The sequence below is a fragment of the Adhaeribacter pallidiroseus genome (assembly GCF_003340495.1).
GTDB lineage: Bacteria > Bacteroidota > Bacteroidia > Cytophagales > Hymenobacteraceae > Adhaeribacter > Adhaeribacter pallidiroseus.
This window is the reverse complement of record NZ_QASA01000001.1, coordinates 2,439,813-2,453,225: the sequence shown is the minus strand read 5'-3', so window position 1 is coordinate 2,453,225 and position 13,413 is coordinate 2,439,813. Positions and strand designations below refer to the sequence as shown.

At 44.6% G+C, this 13,413-nt stretch carries 10 protein-coding genes; 6 read left to right on the top strand and 4 right to left on the bottom strand.

Annotation, left to right across the window (positions count from 1 at the left end; genetic code table 11):
• Positions 1 to 417: 417 nt before the first annotated feature.
• Entirely contained in the window at positions 418 to 1,113 is a 696-nt protein-coding gene (locus tag AHMF7616_RS09735) for an SAM-dependent methyltransferase (RefSeq protein WP_233507435.1), read from the top strand.
• The gene (locus AHMF7616_RS27075; RefSeq protein ID WP_233507434.1) at positions 1,104 to 1,418 is read left to right on the top strand and encodes a hypothetical protein; all 315 of its coding nucleotides are present in this window, start codon (positions 1,104 to 1,106) and stop codon (positions 1,416 to 1,418) included. Before AHMF7616_RS09735 ends, AHMF7616_RS27075 begins: the two co-directional genes overlap by 10 nt.
• Positions 1,419 to 1,558: 140 nt before the next feature.
• Here the strand turns inward: AHMF7616_RS27075 and AHMF7616_RS09730 are convergent, their stop codons facing one another.
• Together AHMF7616_RS09730 and AHMF7616_RS09725 are read right to left on the bottom strand one after the other, a co-directional pair.
• Positions 1,559 to 2,404, bottom strand: a complete 846-nt coding sequence (locus tag AHMF7616_RS09730; protein ID WP_115372718.1) for a transglutaminase-like domain-containing protein — start codon at positions 2,402 to 2,404, stop codon at positions 1,559 to 1,561.
• A 36-nt stretch (positions 2,405 to 2,440) separates the two neighbouring features.
• Positions 2,441 to 3,175, bottom strand: a complete 735-nt coding sequence (locus tag AHMF7616_RS09725; RefSeq protein ID WP_115372717.1) for a proteasome-type protease — start codon at positions 3,173 to 3,175, stop codon at positions 2,441 to 2,443.
• A 436-nt stretch (positions 3,176 to 3,611) separates the two neighbouring features.
• Between AHMF7616_RS09725 and AHMF7616_RS09720 the strand changes: the two genes are divergently transcribed.
• The 4 genes from AHMF7616_RS09720 (at position 3,612) to AHMF7616_RS09705 (ending at position 11,441) form a co-directional block, all read left to right on the top strand.
• Positions 3,612 to 5,354, top strand: coding sequence for a GMC family oxidoreductase (locus AHMF7616_RS09720; RefSeq protein ID WP_115372716.1), 1,743 nt, complete (start codon positions 3,612 to 3,614; stop codon positions 5,352 to 5,354).
• Positions 5,355 to 5,385: 31 nt separating this feature from the next.
• Complete coding sequence (locus tag AHMF7616_RS09715) at positions 5,386 to 6,093, top strand: gluconate 2-dehydrogenase subunit 3 family protein (protein WP_115372715.1); 708 nt, start codon at positions 5,386 to 5,388, stop codon at positions 6,091 to 6,093.
• Between the two features lie 272 nt (positions 6,094 to 6,365).
• Positions 6,366 to 8,069 (top strand): FAD-dependent oxidoreductase, encoded by a 1,704-nt coding sequence (locus tag AHMF7616_RS09710; protein WP_115372714.1) that lies wholly within the window; start codon positions 6,366 to 6,368, stop codon positions 8,067 to 8,069.
• A 414-nt stretch (positions 8,070 to 8,483) separates the two neighbouring features.
• A complete protein-coding gene (locus tag AHMF7616_RS09705) occupies positions 8,484 to 11,441 on the top strand; it encodes a PQQ-dependent sugar dehydrogenase (RefSeq protein ID WP_158546130.1) in 2,958 nt (985 codons plus the stop codon).
• 430 nt (positions 11,442 to 11,871) lie between these two features.
• On the opposite strand, the gene AHMF7616_RS09700 is transcribed toward AHMF7616_RS09705, so the two are convergent.
• Together AHMF7616_RS09700 and AHMF7616_RS09695 are read right to left on the bottom strand one after the other, a co-directional pair.
• Positions 11,872 to 12,507: a hypothetical protein gene (locus tag AHMF7616_RS09700; RefSeq protein WP_115372712.1), complete on the bottom strand. Its 636-nt coding sequence runs from the start codon at positions 12,505 to 12,507 to the stop codon at positions 11,872 to 11,874.
• 120 nt (positions 12,508 to 12,627) lie between these two features.
• Entirely contained in the window at positions 12,628 to 13,161 is a 534-nt protein-coding gene (locus tag AHMF7616_RS09695; RefSeq protein WP_158546129.1) for an outer membrane beta-barrel protein, read from the bottom strand.
• Positions 13,162 to 13,413 lie beyond the last annotated feature (252 nt).

The following is a 13,413-nucleotide window of genomic DNA, read 5'->3' as shown; positions in this document are numbered from 1 at the left end:
AATAGAATACCGGAAAAGGAAGTATGGATTACCATACACTGCCTGGTTTTCTTGTAACTGCCTGATTTTTAAAATTTATCAGCCGTATTTCTCGTGTATTTTAAAAAAGTATCTCTCCGGTACTTTACAGTAACTGCTGGGCCAACCCAGCAGCGGGTTGGTTTTTTTAAGGTTGTACAAAATACGCACAAGTATAAAGGACAGCACGTGCCGGTAGTAGAAAGCTCTTGGCATGGTTACCCATAACGGATTAAACACTTGCTAAATTTTTTAGAGTAGGTACGTGCTTCTATATCGGAAATTAAAAAAAGCCTGATTTTGTAAAAGTTAGTAGATAAATACTACCTTGAAAAAATAAATAATCCAGCGGCGTTACAATCGTTGGTTGCCATTTCCCACTCTCTAAAACCTTTTATTATGAAAGAAGCTTTGCAACCAGAAACAGAATCAGAAATTAAAAACAAAACCACCAAATGGCAGGGAAGCAGCGTGAGCGCCCGCGAAGGACAAGGCTGGGATAAGAAAAAAGAAATGGACTTTACCTATACCAACATCGATAAATTCATTCGGTGGAGTTTAGGCGAAAACCCGATTTTTAGTAATGCCAAGTACGACGGCGATTATTCCCTTACCTTAGACCAGGCGCAAATCCGGAAGCACGAATTTGTAGTGGAGCAACTAGGCATTAAACAAGGCTCTAAAATTTTGGATTTAGGCTGCGGCTGGGGCGGTTGGCTGAAATATTTAAAAGATACCGTTAAAGCTCACGGCATTGGGGTAAACTTGTCAGAAGGCCAGGTGGCTGCCTGCAAAAAAAATGGCTTAGAGGTTTATTTGAAAGATGCTCGTTACATTAAACCAGAAGATTTTGGCACTTTTGATGGGGTTACTGCCTTCGGCAGTTTTGAGCACGTAGCCTCCGTAAACGATTATTTGGCGGGTAAACAAGACGAGGTGTACGCCGATTATTTTAAACATGTGTACGATTTGCTACCTCCTGGCGGCCGGTTTTACATGCAAACCATGGTTTTTGGTAAAAACATGATTCCCTTTGACCAGATTGATATCAATGCCCCAAGGGATCAGATGCTTATGTATTTGCCTTGTTGCTAAAACATAATCCGGACTCCTGGATACCGTATGGGCACGAACATGTAATCCGGGTGGCAGCTCCTTATTTTAAAAATGTTTTTTACAGCGACGGCCGCTTGGATTACGTTAAAACTAACCGCGAGTGGACGAAGCGTTTTTATAAATTTAGCTTAAAAAAATACCTGTGGTTTGCCTCTTTAGTACCCAAACTGTTTACTGATAAAGAATTCCGGCACCAATTAGCGGTACTGCGGGTAAGACCCAACCGGGTGTGTTTTGAACGGGAAATCATGGGCCACGCCCGCCTGGTTTTTGAAAAAATTTAAATTTTTCTTCTAAAGCTTTATTAATACTTTTCTGGGCAACGCATAGCCACACTAAAAATTAAAAAAAGAACCTGCTTGCTTTAGTGTTTAAGGGAAGCAGGTTCTTTCGTTTGCTTTAAATTTATTTAAAGAACTAAGTATTAGTATGCTAGAGCTTTTAAGGTGTTTGGATTGTAGTAAAATGGCTCAAAATTTTCTTCCAGGGTTTCGCATCCTACTCGCATGTTCTGGCAGTTCACATTGCCGAAAATACTGGCTACGGCTACATCCGCGGCATCGCGACCGTTGGCAATTTTTACCAAACCGTTGAGCGGGGCCAATTTAGTAGCATCAAAAATAAGCCAGTTACCGCCAATGTAAGCCTCAAAGCACGCGTGAAAATCGGGTGGATTTAACTTAAACGCGTAAGCGGTAAAGTACCGGGTCGGTATAGAGAGCGCCCGGCATAATGCAATACCCAAATGCGCAAAATCGCGGCAAACGCCGGCCCGTTCGCTCACGGTATCGTACGCCGAAGTTTGTGAATTGGTGCTGCCACTCAGATATTCTACATTTTCGTAAATCCAGTCGGTGATGGCTAGCACTTTTTCAAAAGCACCGGGGTATTTATCAAATTTACTAGAAGCTAAACGCTGCAATTTATCGGATTGGGCATACCGGCTAGGGTTTAAATACGAAAGAACGCTGGCATCCAGCTGCATAATAGGGGTAGGTTCCATTCCCGGCGTTAAATCAATAACTTGGGTTACAGGTTCTACCGTAGCTTGGTAGGCTATCTTAAAAGTTACCGGCTCCGTTATTTCTAAACGCACAAACCGGTTAGCGCCTGGCCCGGAACTAAATTCTTCCACCCGAATCTCCGGATCTACTACCAAAGATTCTTCCAATACGGTTTGCGTGGGCGTGCGCAAAGCATGGATATTTAAAATAAAAGTGCTGGGTTGCAGCACCTGGTATTCTAAGGTGCTATGTACTTTAAATTTCATTCTGGAGAATGGAGGTAGAACTGATTTTTAAAATTTTTATTTGGTAGTAGCCGGAAGCTGGTCAAATGCCGAATCCATCCATTCTTCCGGAATGTTATCCAACGCGGTTTTTAATTTCTCGGCCCAAAGCTCCGAAATAGCACTCAGCTCTTTTTGCTCGTACCGGTACTGGCCTAGCTGAAAGCTGTCCTTTTTGTATAAAATTACATCTATCGGGAAATCGACGTCGTTGTTGCTTACCCGCGTAGAATCAAACGAAAGAAAACCCGCCTTTAAAGATTGCTTCATGGTGCAATCCGAGTTCAGGACCCGGTTCAGAATTGCTTTTCCCTGCCCCGAGTTCCCAATAATTACGTACGGTGCGCCTTCATCTAGTTCCACCCAGTTGCCTTCGGCGTATAATAAAAATAATTTATGCTCGGTATCGTCGGCTAGCTGACCGCCCACAATGGTGTTTAAGTTAAACTTAAAACCGGCGCTTTCTAATGCTGCGCGGTCTTCCTCGGCTACTCTTTTAATTTGCTCGCCAAACGCATTTACCGCCTTAAACAGTTTATTGTAAGTAGCGCCTTCTTCGAGCAGTTCCTGAAAATAATGAACCGCTTTGTCGCGCACCGACCGCAGGCCGCTGGTCATAATAAATAAGGAACTATTGTCTTTCTGGTAGGTAAAAAATTTTTTCTTAACGGTGGTATTTGTTCCGGCGGTAATACGGGTATCGGCCAACGCCACTAAGCCCTCTTTAACTTTTATGCCTAAACAGTATGTCATATTACTTATTGCTGTTATTAATTGCCCCAAATTACACTTTTACCGCTTTAAACTACTACGCTTTTTATAGCTCTTCTTTTAATAATGAATGAAACACTTTTTTAAATTTTTATGAAGAGAGCCTTTTATTTTAATGCGTCCGCGATTGGTAAACAAAATAAAACTGCTAAGTTAGAGGTTTTATTCTGGATGTTACCGGCAACAATTCGTGTACTACAAAACAAGAGAGAAATTGTTTGAAATAATCTTTTACGAAAATAATCCAGAGAATCGGGTGCCGGCAAGTTGAAAATCCAGAGAATATATTTACATTATACTCCGAAAATAAGAACCTGTTTTAGTTGCGGCATACCCGATAAAATATAAACGCAGATCGTTTTTGCTGCTATTAAAAATTAAAACCAGATATTTTGTTCCACTAATATTAACCCACCTTATGGCATTTCAGATTAAAAAGAAAGGCGAATTATACGATGTCGTTATTGTAGGTTCGGGCGCGGGGGGCGGTATGGCCGCTAAAACCCTCACCGAAGCAGGTCTTAAAGTAGCTTTGCTGGAGGCTGGCCCGGATTACGACCCGGCTAACCCGGAGCAACAAACCCAATTAAAATGGCCTTACCAGTCGCCGCGGCGGGGCGCCGGTACCACCCGGGCTTTCGGCGATTTTGATGGGGCGTACGGCGGTTGGGAAATTGACGGCGAACCGTATACCCGCGACGGCGACACCGAGTTTGACTGGTTCCGGTCGCGGATGATTGGGGGCCGCACCAACCACTGGGGCCGGATTTCTTTACGTTTCGGGCCGCATGATTTTAAACGGGGCAGTATTGATGGCTTAAGCGACGACTGGCCGATTAGTTACGAAGATTTAAAACCGTACTACGACCGGGTAGATAAAATGGTAGGGGTGTTTGGTACCAACGAAAACTTGCCGAACGATCCGGATGGCTATTTCTTACCGCCTCCTAAACCCCGCTTGCACGAGTTAATGATTAAAAAAGCAGCCAATAGCGTGGGTATTCCGGTTATTCCATCGCGTTTATCGATGTTAACCCGGCCGGTAAATAAAGACCGCGGCGCTTGTTTCTTTTGTTCGCAGTGCGGCCGGGGTTGCTCGGTGCACGCCGACTTTGCCGCCTCCACCGTGTTGGTGAAGCCCGCCCGCAAAACCGGTAACGTTGATTTATACGTGGGTGCCATGGCCCGCGAAGTACTTACGGATAAAAACGGCCAGGCTACCGGAGTTTTGTACACGGATAAAGCCGATCTGCAAGAATACCAGGTAAATGGTAAAATTGTAGTGTTGGCGGCCAGCGCCTGCGAATCCGCGCGGCTTTTACTCAACTCTAAATCCGCGCAGCACCCCAACGGTTTAGCCAATTCCAGCGGCGTGGTTGGTAAATACCTGCACGATTCTACCGGTGCCTCGCGCAGCGCGTTTATTCCAAAGCTCATGGACCGCAAGCGCTATAACGAAGATGGCGTAGGCGGCGCTCACTTGTATATTCCGTGGTGGCTCGAAGGCAATAAAAAAATTAACTTTTCAAGAGGTTACCACATTGAACTAGGGGGCGGTATGGGCATGCCTTCTTATGGTTTTGGCTTTGGCATGGAAAACATGAACGGTAAATATCCCACCAAAGATGGCAAAACCAAAGCCGCCGGAGGTTACGGTGCTTCTCTGAAAGATGATTACCGCCGCTTTTACGGATCTAACGTGGGTTTTTCCGGTCGGGGCGAAAGCGTACCGCGCGAGTATAACAAATGCGAAATAGATCCGAACGTAGTTGATAAATACGGTATTCCGGTGTTGCGCTTTACTTATAAATGGACCGACCAGGAAATTAACCAGGCCAAACACATGCAGGATACTTTCGAGGAAATTATACACGCCATGGGTGGGATTGCCAACGGTAAAAAACCGGGCGCCGATGAGCAATACGGCTTAGCCGCTCCCGGCCGGATTATTCACGAAGTAGGCACTACCCGCATGGGCAGCAACCCGAGCAAATCGGCGCTGAACAAAAACTGCCAGGCCCACGAAGTGAAAAATTTATTTGTGGTAGACGGTGGTCCATTTGTATCGCAGGCCGATAAAAACCCTACCTGGACGATTATGGCCCTCTCGATGCGGGCTTCCGAATTCATGATCGACCAACTCAAAAAGCAAAATATCTAATCGCTAGTAATAGCTTAAAAAGTAAAATATTATGGACAGAAGAGAATCCCTGAAAGTTCTGGCTATTGGGTCGTTAGGTGCCAGCGCCCTGCTAGTAGGTTGCGATAAAAATTACGGTGAAAAAGGCGACGAGAAAAGTACCAGCGAGGTAAAAGAAGACGCCAAAGAAGAAGGCTATGGCCGTACTCCCGAAGAAAAAGAGCGCGACGCCAAACTCATGAAAGAGCAATTTTTCACAAAAGAAGAAATGGCGACCATCGCAATTTTAGCCGATATCATTATTCCGGCCGACGACCGTTCCGGGAGTGCCACCGATGCTAAAGTGCCCGAATTTATCGAGTTTATGGCTAAAGATCAGCCGAGTTACCAAACCCCGCTACGCGGCGGTTTACGCTGGCTGAACATTAAATCTACCAAAATGTTTGAAAAGCCTTTTCGGGATGTCAGTAAAGAACAACAAATTCAACTGGTAGATTTAATTGCCTACCCCGAAAAAGCAGCCAAAGAAAATGCCCAAGGGGTTGCGTTCTTTAACCAAATGCGTAATCTCACCGCCACCGGATTTTTCTCCAGCAAAATTGGCATCGAAGATATGGAGTACAAAGGTAATACGCCCAATGCCTGGGATGGCGTACCCGCCGACGTATTAAAACAATACGGATTAGAATACGATAAAAAAACCTTGGCCGAATGTCTGAAAAACGAAGATCGCGGAAAGATGATGACCTGGGATGCTTAATTTTTAAATTTCTTGGACCCTCGCAAGCCTAACCAGTTGGCAAATGCAAGACCTAGCCGTATAATTCATTAATCATTAATTACCGGTAAAACAAAATGCCTCCACCTTCAACGGGAGGCATTTTGTTTTTAAAAATGTTAATGCAAACTAGATAACAGATCTAGGAACAATACATTAAATTACTGCTTACCAATCGCGCTATTCTGCTTATGCCGGTGAAGGTGCCTTCATAAACAAACTATTTTATGACTTCAAAACAAATATAAACCAGCATGAACCGGCGCGATTTTCTAGAGTTTTTAAGCTTAGGTAGTGGGGCTATTTTAACCAGCAACGGATTAGTGCTGTCAACTTCGGCCCAAGGAAATCCTGTATACGGTCAGGAGCTACGGGCGGACGTGGTAATTGCGGGTGGCGGTTTAGGTGGTTGTGCGGCGGCCTTGGCGGCTTTACGTAATCATTTAACGGTTATACTGACCGAAGAAACCGATTGGCTGGGTGGGCAGCTAACCCAGCAGGGCGTTCCGCCGGACGAGCACGCCTGGATTGAAACGCACGGCGCTACCCAGCTTTACCGCGATTTTAGAACCGCTATCCGTAATTTTTATAAACAACATTACCCTTTAACCCACGAAGCGAAAGCCGAGCCTTTTTTAAATCCGGGCGAAGGAGCTGTTTCGCGCCTGGCGCATGAACCACGGGTAGCTTTGGCCGTATTGCACCAGTTGTTGGCGCCTTACCTGAGTTCCAAAAAATTAACGCTATTGTTAGAACATAAAATCAGCGGGGCCGAGGTAACACAAGATAAAGTAACAGCCTTGCAGGCGCAGGATCTTCGCCAAGGCAAAAATATCACCCTAGTGGCGCCTTATTTTGTAGATGCTACGGAACTGGGCGATTTGCTGCCCTTAACCAAAACAGAATTTGTGACGGGTACCGAATCGCGCCGGGTTACCCGGGAACTGCACGCCCCGGAAAAAGCCGACCCGGAGAACCAGCAAGCATTTACCATGTGCCTGGCTATGGACTACGTACCCAATGGCAACCACCTGATTGAGAAGCCAGCCGAGTACGAATTCTGGCGCAACTTTAAACCCGCGATGAATCCACCCTGGAGTGGTCGCTTACTCGATTTAAATTATTCTGATCCGAAAACTTTAAAACCAAAAGCATTGGGTTTTCACCCGGAAGGAGTACCTACCGGCCAAATGCTAAACTTGTGGAATTACCGGCGCATAATTTTTAAAAATAACTTTGTACCAGGCACGTACGCCGGCGACAGCAGCATCTTAAACTGGCCGCAAAACGATTATTTTTTGGGCAACCTGGTGGGAGTTGGAGAGGCGGAATTAAAAAAAAACGTGCAACGGGCCAAGCAACTCAGTTTATCCCTTTTTTACTGGCTGCAAACCGAGGCACCGCGCCCCGATGGAGGGCAGGGCTGGCCCGGTTTACGCTTGCGCGGCGATTTGCTGAGCACCCCGGATGGTTTAGCCAAATACCCCTACATTCGGGAATCGCGGCGCATCAAAGCTGTTTTTACCGTATTGGAAGAACACGTGGGGGCTGAAAACCGGGCCTTAATTACCGGCCAAAAAGAAAACAACCTTGCCGCTGATTTTAAAGACAGTGTAGGTATTGGTTATTACCACATTGATTTGCATCCCAGCAGCCGCGGCCATAATTACATTGATTTTGCCTCTTTGCCGTTTCAAATACCGCTAGGTGCCTTGTTGCCCCAACGTATGGAAAATTTATTACCGGCTAACAAAAACATCGGCACCACCCATATCACGAACGGCTGTTACCGGCTGCACCCGGTAGAATGGAGCATTGGTGAAGCCGTTGGATTATTAACTGCTTTTGCGTTACAGAAAAAAGTTATACCCCGCGCCGTGCGCGAAAAACCAGATCTATTGCAGGAATTTCAGAAAACGGTTCGCGCCCAAGGCATTGCTACCCAATGGCCCAAATAATTAGAAGTAATATTTTTTTATGATGGCATTCGCTCAGCAAACAATTGTTAACTAAAGAACAATCACCGGAATCTTTGTTTTAAAAAGTAATTCTAAGTTAAATTTTTAAAATATTCCTTTTATTATTTCAGAGTCAATATTTAAGATTATTCTCTGGCAAATGATGAGAGGTAAGAAAACAGTGTACCTAATAGTTACAAATTATTTTTAAATTAGAAAGGCAATGCGCCTGAACCATTGCCTTTTTTGATCTACCTGTTTATGCGCTTATTTTCAAATTTGTTGTTTTTCATTTTCGCCATATTGGCTATTGCCTGCTCCTCCAGAACAAACATTAGCTGGAAAAAAGATTCACAACAGCATCCCCGGATGTTAATCTATGATAATTCTTTAAAACCAGAACAATCTCCAAAAATGGAATTGCCTTTATCCTGGCACGTTATTTCTGCGTCTAATCAGAACTACTTATCCGAAGATTCATTAAAAAATTTTCAGCGCCTGGTAATTCCCTTTTCGTCCGTTTCGCAGTTCAATCACCGCCAGCTTACTTCTTTAAAACGATACCTGGAAGCGGGTGGGGAAGTGGTAGCCGTAAAAGATACCGCCCTATCCACTGCCCAATGGCCCTGGTTAACGGAATGGCAGCAGCTACCCCTGGTTCAGGAATTGGAACAAGATATAAATAAGCCATTCGTTGTGAGTGCTAACCCTACCTCGGAAGAAATTCAAAAAATCTTTCATATTACTAACTCCGAAAAAAAACTACCGGATTTTAGCCTGGCTACTACCTTACCTGTACCTGATTCGAGCCGATTTACTTACCAGGTTTTAAGCCAGGGCATGGACGAGCCGATGCAAATGGCTTTGTTACCCGCCAACCAGGTACTTTTTGTCGAGCGGAAAGGAGCCGTTAAGTTGTACGATCCGGCTACGAACCAAACAAAACTGCTGGCTAACCTGGAGGTATTTAGTGGCATTGAAGATGGCTTACTGGGCGTAGCCGCCGACCCGGATTTTAAAAAAAACCATTGGATTTACTTGTACTACGCCGTCCCGGGCGAAAAAGCCGTAAACCGTTTGTCGCGGTGGGAAATGCGCGACGAAACGCTTAACCGGGCTTCGGAAAAAATATTACTCGAAATTCCGACGCAACGGAAATATTGCTGCCACTCGGCGGGTTACCTGCAATTTGGGCCGGGTGGTTTGCTGTATTTAGCTACCGGTGATAACACGAACGCTGAAGAAACCGAAGGCTACATTCCCATTGATGAGCGGCCCGGCCGGCAACTAGCCGACGATCAGGCTACTTCGGCCAATACCAACGATTTGCGCGGCAAAATCCTGCGCATTAAACCCGAGCCCGACGGTACGTATTCCATCCCGAAAGGTAACTTGTTTCCGGAAGGCACTCCCAAGACCCGGCCCGAGATTTATACCATGGGGCACCGCAATCCCTACCGCTTTTCCGTGGACCCCAAGAATAATTTTGTTTACTGGGGCGATATCGGCCCGGATACCAAAGTGCCGGCTTCGGAAGGTACTTTAAGTTTTGATGAAGTAAACCAAGCCCGGCAACCCGGTTTTTTTGGTTGGCCTTATTTTCTGGGAAACAACGAGGCTTTTCCGTACTACGACTACGCTACTAAAAAATTCCGGTCTACGGTTTTCAATCCGGCCCAGCCGCTTAATCAATCTCCGAATAATACCGGTCTCCGGGAGTTACCGCCCGCTCAGCCCGCCATGATTTGGTACGGCGATGGAGCTTCGCAAAAATTTCCGTTGGTGGGCAAAGGCGGCCAATCGGTATTAGCCGGCCCGGTTTACTACGCCGATCTGTTTCCGGAGGCTAAGTACAAGCTTCCCGCTTATTATAATGGCAAATTATTTATTTACGATTGGGTAAGGCGCTGGGTAATGGCGGTAACTTTTGATGAAAATAAAAATTACTTACGCATGGAGCCTTTTCTGGATCATATCTCTTTTTCGGCGCCTACCGACATGCAGTTCTCCCCGGATGGAGCTATTTATATTCTGGAGTACGGCACGAATTGGTTTGCTAAAAACAACGATGCCCGGTTAATCCGGGTAGAGTACGCCGAAGGTAACCGCAAGCCGGTGGCGCATATTCAGGTAAACCAGGTAAATGGAGCCGTTCCTTTTCCGGTTACGCTTTCGGCAGCTGGCTCTAAAGATTTTGATGCGACCGACTCTTTAGTTTATAGCTGGGAAATAGAAGGAAAGAAATTGAATGGAAAACAAATTACCTATACTTTCCAGAAAGCCGGTACCTACGGAGTATCCTTAAATGTACAGGATAATCACGGCGAGAGTAATACATCGGTAGTGCAGATAAAAGCCGGCAATGCGCCGCCCGTTGTTACGATTAACACAAAGGCGAACCGCAGTTTTTACTGGGACAATAATGTATTTGACTACCAAGTACAGGTAACGGATTTAGAAGACAAAGTTATTGCTCCGGATAAGGTGAAGATAACCTGGAATTTTATGCCCCAGGGAAAAGATGTGGCCGTTGCTCTAACCGGTTCGCCTACTGCCACCAATTTACAACATCCAAAAGGGCAATACCTATTAACCAGTCTCGATTGCAAAGCATGTCATTCCCTGGATCAAGTTTCGGTGGGGCCGGCTTATACCGCGGTGGCGGCCCGGTACGGGGGCCAGCCCGATGTTACCACTAAATTAGTACAAAAAATTATTAAAGGCGGTAGCGGCAACTGGGGAAAACGATCCATGTCGGCGCACCCGGATTTAGCGCCGGGGGATGCCAAAGAAATTGTATCGTACATCTTGTCTTTAAACGAAAAATTTAAAAATTTACCTGTAACAGGCACCTTGCCGTTACAGCAACACCTGGGTCAGGGTAAAGAAGGTTCTTACTTATTAACGGCTCAGTACACCGACCAGGGAGCCAACACCATCGAACCCATCACTACCCGGGATTACGTGGTGTTGCGTAATCCTTTGCTGCAGGTAGAAGATTACGACGGAGGCAATGTAAAACTTGGTACCGTTACTACCGAATTTTTAACCTACGCCACGGCCATTAATCCCCAAAGCTTTGTAAAATTTAATCAACTGGATGTAAGCCAAGTAAAAAACATCATCTTCCGGGTGCAGCCCGTAGGTGCCGGCGGCCAGATTCAAGTTCACCAGAATAGCCCCAATGGTCCCCTGGTTTGTAGCGCTCAAGTACCCGCCAAAAGTTCTACTACTCCAAAATGGCAGGAGATAACGGCACCGCTGCAACCTAATACGCCAGGTAAGTACGATTGGTATATCACGTTTACTAATTCGGGCCAAGAGCAGCAAAATTTATTTAACCTGGATTGGCTTTATTTTTCTAATAGATAATACTGTCTTTGTAGTAGAATGCGGGTACGTTAGGCTTTGTAAAATAACTTTATGATAGTAGGTAAGAATAGCAGGCTGCGGTTGGCAACTAAATGTAACCGAACTAGTAACCAGCATCCTTCTTTGTAACCTTTAGCATATTTCGGGCTTAGGTGCTACCAAATTGGCAATTTTCTGGTTTGCTGTAAGCACCAAGGCCTATAACCAGGGAAATATTAAAAAAAGCTATAAAGAACAAGTTCCAAAAGTAGCCAGACCTAAAAAATTCCTCTTACATTTAGCTTAAACCACTTAAAAATTTAAAAAAATGCCCTGTTTGCTTTTTAAAGGCAAACAGGGCAACAATGGATAGATTAATTGTACGTATTTCTGATTAGACCAGTTAGAGATAGGGCATTTAATTCAGAAACTTTGCCCTAAAAGATATTACTTATTCTCCTTCTTCACTTAAATCAAGATTTAGCTTATTAAAAGTACCGCCGTAGCTGCCTTTAATCGTTTTACCATTGTCCAGGGTTAGGTTGTATTCGGTGTTAATTACCGGTAAAGCTCCCGTAACTTTAATGGTGCCGCCTACAATTTTCATGTCAGCTTCTTCTTCCCAGTTATTATCGCCATCGGTATCCATCCGAACAATAGATTCATAGAAGAAAGCTTTGTTTTTGTATTTGGCTTCAACTTGGGCCGGCGTTAAATTAACATCCGCGGCCATGTTGGTGTATTCAAAAGTTCCGGGCTTAAAGCTGGCGCCATCCGGTGAAATAGTGGCTCCCAGAATCGCAATTTTTCCATCTTTCATGCTGGTAATATCTCCGTCGTTCGAAAACTGGGGGGTACCATCGGTGATAAACAAGAAATCCAGGTGATGGGTGTTGGCGTTGCCGTATAATTTAATACCGTCTCCTACCGCATAGTAGCCATTTTTAATGGTATATTTCTGACCGTTGTATTCGGTGTTGCCGATGGGGGTTGGTGTTCCCGGATCATCATCTTCTTTACAAGAAGTAGTGAATAGGCCAATGGAAAGAAGTAAAGCAACTAATTTTAAATTTAATAAATTTTTCATGGTTTTGGATTGATTAATGGGTTTTTAGGGATTGATAAAAAATTATAGTTTTATTTTGACTAATTAAGTTAGTTCGATGACTTTAAGGTTTTGGTTAATGGTTAGTCATTAGCATTCGCCTTAGAACTTAGCCGTAATGCCTAGTCTCAGAGCAGAAACGCCGTAACCTACTTCGCCAAAAGCACCTAGTTTTTCAGAGAACATGTACCGGCTACCCACGTGTACGCCTAAAAATAAACCGCTATTGTAGGGGCTGTCAAAATCATCATAGTCATCGTTATCGCTGTACCAGGCAGTCCGGATACCTAAAGAGGCTCCTACATAAGGATCGAATTTGGCATCGTCAATATCTAAATCTTTCATTAACTCTCCTAAGTGGTAAGAACCCCGCGCACCGAAATACAGAAAGTTATAATTCCACTTATAACCCGCGGCTTTATACCCGTAATTGGCATAATCCACGAAACCGCCCACCGAAATATTATTTTTGTAGTCAACTTCTAAAGACGCGCCAATCGGAATACCGCCGGCGGTGTAAGCGGCCAGGCCAATACCCGCATTTAAATATTTATTTTTAACGGGAGTCTGGGCTTTCGCCTGCGAAAAAGTAAATAAGGCTACTAAGCAAAACAGGAATACAGTAAATTTTTTCATAATAAATAAAGTTTTAGGTTTTGTTGGTTGATAATTGTTAGGTTTAGTTGATTGTATCATTATTGCGTTGGGTAAGCTAATTTTTTACTTTATTTGTCCTATTGATCATATCTGGATGTTTATCGTTGTTTAGTAAGACAAAGGTAATAGGCCCCAGGCCCGAAGGGAATAAGTGTTACTACTTAATTATCTGGGTGGTACTGCTCATTTTATTAAAACCGCCTAAAATAAACAGTTGTTGCTAGATTAATT

Bases quoted from the DNA above. Each gene is read 5' to 3' on its own strand.
- AHMF7616_RS09695 (WP_158546129.1), bottom strand. From the start codon at position 13,161: ATGAAAAAATTTACTGTATTCCTGTTTTGCTTAGTAGCCTTATTTACT.
- AHMF7616_RS09705 (WP_158546130.1), top strand. From the start codon at position 8,484: ATGGAATTGCCTTTATCCTGGCACGTTATTTCTGCGTCTAATCAGAAC.
- AHMF7616_RS09735 (WP_233507435.1), top strand. From the start codon at position 418: ATGAAAGAAGCTTTGCAACCAGAAACAGAATCAGAAATTAAAAACAAA.
- AHMF7616_RS09710 (WP_115372714.1), top strand. From the start codon at position 6,366: ATGAACCGGCGCGATTTTCTAGAGTTTTTAAGCTTAGGTAGTGGGGCT.
- AHMF7616_RS09700 (WP_115372712.1), bottom strand. From the start codon at position 12,507: ATGAAAAATTTATTAAATTTAAAATTAGTTGCTTTACTTCTTTCCATT.
- AHMF7616_RS09715 (WP_115372715.1), top strand. From the start codon at position 5,386: ATGGACAGAAGAGAATCCCTGAAAGTTCTGGCTATTGGGTCGTTAGGT.
- AHMF7616_RS09725 (WP_115372717.1), bottom strand. From the start codon at position 3,175: ATGACATACTGTTTAGGCATAAAAGTTAAAGAGGGCTTAGTGGCGTTG.
- AHMF7616_RS09730 (WP_115372718.1), bottom strand. From the start codon at position 2,404: ATGAAATTTAAAGTACATAGCACCTTAGAATACCAGGTGCTGCAACCC.
- AHMF7616_RS09720 (WP_115372716.1), top strand. From the start codon at position 3,612: ATGGCATTTCAGATTAAAAAGAAAGGCGAATTATACGATGTCGTTATT.